We start from the raw sequence: 2,717 nt of genomic DNA, 5'->3' as shown, positions 1-2,717 counted from the left end.
CCATGGCGATGGTCAAAGCGCTTAACCGGATCACGCTATTAGGAATGCCGAACAGTATTCGCATCACGTAACAATCGACCCGATGGGGCACAGTCGTTACAAGTTCTGATTTATTCAACAAAGCCAAAAATCAGGTGCGGAATGACGGTTGGACACAATGAATTAACCATATTGCATTACTACTTACCAAGAAAATTAAATAGTCACATCCCAACAGAGATGGCACCGTGTATAATTTACCGGAAAAGAAAAGGCCCACTGAAGTGAGCCTAAATTTACAGTTTACTCAGTTGCTTACTTTGGCAGAGCCCATGTCTGCGCAAAAGAACCCGTGCAGCTTTGCAATTTAAGTGGTTTATCAAGTCCCACTGACGTCAGGCATCTTTTTGTCTCAATATTTTTAACGTGGGTAGGACCCGCGGTCAGCGCGTCCCAATGCTGAGCGGGATCCTTGAGGTCGCATCTCTTAACTACAGGGCCAATCCCGTTATCAGCCAGGCACCAATCATGACTGAGTTCAATGATATTGAAGGTCGTAGTAATGGGTGCAGTTTTTGATGTCTCGGGGCACGGTAGCAGGGTGGGAACATCATTTGCCCCCTGAACCACACAGTTACGGCCTCTGGCAATACTCACAAAGCCGTTAACCGTCGTGGCGTTCAGTGTAATGACAGATGCCTGAGCAAGATCCTGTTCACTAACTGTATTCTTGCCCGCTGCCATCAATGATGCTGAACTGGCTATTAAAGCCAGAACAACGGCTAACCGGCTGCATACCTTTGCATTTTTCATACTATTCCTCGTGTCGATTCAATAGTCTTGATACCACAGCGCCATCCTGACGCTGGCCTAGCTCGCTCGCCAGGACTTAGATTGAGAAAGATACTTCATTCACCACAACGACAAGTCACTGAACCCCGAATTACTGCCCGTAATTAGAATCATGCGTCCTACGATTCTGGCAGGGGGAAATGGAGCCCGAATACAGAAACGCTAAAATCGGCACTGCTGTCGGTTTTTCGTATCGGACCACGCGATTCAAAAATGAAATTTACCAACGAAAACGCAGGGAGCCGCCATATCCCCTATCCCAATCAGGTCGTTCTCCTGACATGATGGCCGCCCGCTGAGATTTGGTTGGCTTTTCATATTGACCTGGCATTACCTCGGAAGATCGATTGATACGGGGTTTATTCGGATCAAAATTTTCGACAGCGCATCCAGAGACCATCATCGTTATTATCAAGAAAAAATATCGTTCCTCATGACATAGTACTTATTTCTCACGGTGGGAGTCGGGTCATTATATGAACTAACATACTAAGCAAACCCACCTCTCAACTCCTGCAACATCTGCCTATAACGGAGTGTGGCAACGAAGCCACTACGTTCACACAAACTGTGATTCAGACATTGAAAAGCCAGAGGGCTTATACGCGGATGGGTAAACAGCGTCAGAATGATGTCCATCTGCGTGAGTTTGTCAGAACACGCACCGATGGATGCAACTTTGTTTTTGTACCGCGGCTGACGGTGAGGAATGGTAAAGGAAGCGATGGGTAAGCACCCTGCACTCTCAGTGAGCAGGGAACGAGATTTCAAAACGCGCCGGGATCCGTCATCGCAGCGCAAATGATATGCAGCGTTTACAGGAATTGGATGACTGTTAATAACACCAATCAAACACGCTGCACAACAATACTTACCGCGCCCACTCCGGTTTATTCAGGATATGGTCCTGCCAATCGACAACCTCGGTTTCACGCACCGCAATGTGACGCACGGAGATGCGTTCACTGTGCATCAGCGCTTTGTTACCTGCTCGCAGCGGATGCCAGCCGGGTAGGCCCTTGCCTTCGTGAATCAATCGATAAGCGCAAGTAGCGGGCAACCAGTCGAAAGAGAGCAGGTTTTCCCGCGTCAATTTGATGCAATCCGGCTCATACTCAAACCGCCGCTCATAGTTGCGGCATTGGCAGGTTTTGATGTTTAACTGATTACAGGCGACGTTGGTGAAGTATAGTTCTTCCGTGTCTTCATCAATGAGTTTATGCAAACAGCACTGACCACAGCCATCACACAGGGACTCCCACTCTTGATCGGACATTTCAGACAAGGTTTTTTGCTGCCAAAAATCGCGTTCGCTCATGCACAGTATCTCATCAATCTTTACGTTATCTGGCAACGCACAAACGCCCCGCCAACCACACCTGCAACGTGCAGGGAGGATATACCCTAAATAATTCGAGTTGCAGGAAGGCGGCAAGCGCTGGCCCGAAGGGGGAACCTCAGGGATGAGGTTCATCAATCCGGATGAGCTTACTCAAGTAAGTGATTCGGGTGAGTGAGCGTAGCCAACGCATCTGCAACTTGAAGTATGACGGGTATATAACGGATTTAGCGGAGTGAAGCAAGTGTTTTACCCGTTCCCAACGGGAACGGGTCAGAGAAAGATCAGATAATCCGCGTGGAGAGGCTGTGATCGTTGATGGTGATGGTCAGCATATCGCCGGACACAATCGGGCCAACGCCCGCTGGAGTTCCGGTCAGGATCACATCACCCGCGCGCAGCGTGAAAAAGCGGCTCATATAAGCTGTACTAGCTCAGACCTGATCTGACAGTTACCGGTTATTTATACAGGTGTCTGTCAGATTAAATCTGGTTCAGATTTTTTTCTGCCCAGACCCGTTTACCATCAAGTAATGTTGCCATTGGC

General features: G+C 48.5%; 2 protein-coding genes and 2 pseudogenes. 1 reads left to right on the top strand and 3 read right to left on the bottom strand.

Annotated elements, in window-relative coordinates; translation table 11 throughout:
• Positions 1–71: pseudogene (locus ACTBDZ_RS16845) on the top strand (surface-adhesin E family protein); the annotation flags it as partial.
• A gap of 223 nt (positions 72–294) precedes the next feature.
• On the opposite strand, the gene ACTBDZ_RS16840 reads toward ACTBDZ_RS16845, so the two are convergent.
• The 3 genes and pseudogenes from ACTBDZ_RS16840 to ACTBDZ_RS16830 form a co-directional block, all read right to left on the bottom strand.
• Positions 295–792 (bottom strand): hypothetical protein, encoded by a 498-nt coding sequence (locus ACTBDZ_RS16840; RefSeq protein ID WP_438816157.1) that lies wholly within the window; start codon positions 790–792, stop codon positions 295–297.
• A gap of 910 nt (positions 793–1,702) precedes the next feature.
• Entirely contained in the window at positions 1,703–2,149 is a 447-nt protein-coding gene (locus ACTBDZ_RS16835) for a YcgN family cysteine cluster protein (RefSeq protein WP_438816156.1), read from the bottom strand.
• Between the two features lie 305 nt (positions 2,150–2,454).
• Positions 2,455–2,595: pseudogene (locus ACTBDZ_RS16830) on the bottom strand (fumarylacetoacetate hydrolase family protein); the annotation flags it as partial.
• Between the last annotated feature and the right edge of the window lie 122 nt (positions 2,596–2,717).

The organism is Symbiopectobacterium sp., from assembly GCF_051710365.1.
GTDB lineage: Bacteria > Pseudomonadota > Gammaproteobacteria > Enterobacterales > Enterobacteriaceae > Symbiopectobacterium.
Note: the sequence above shows the minus strand (reverse complement) of the source record. Positions and strands in the feature narration are given on the sequence as shown.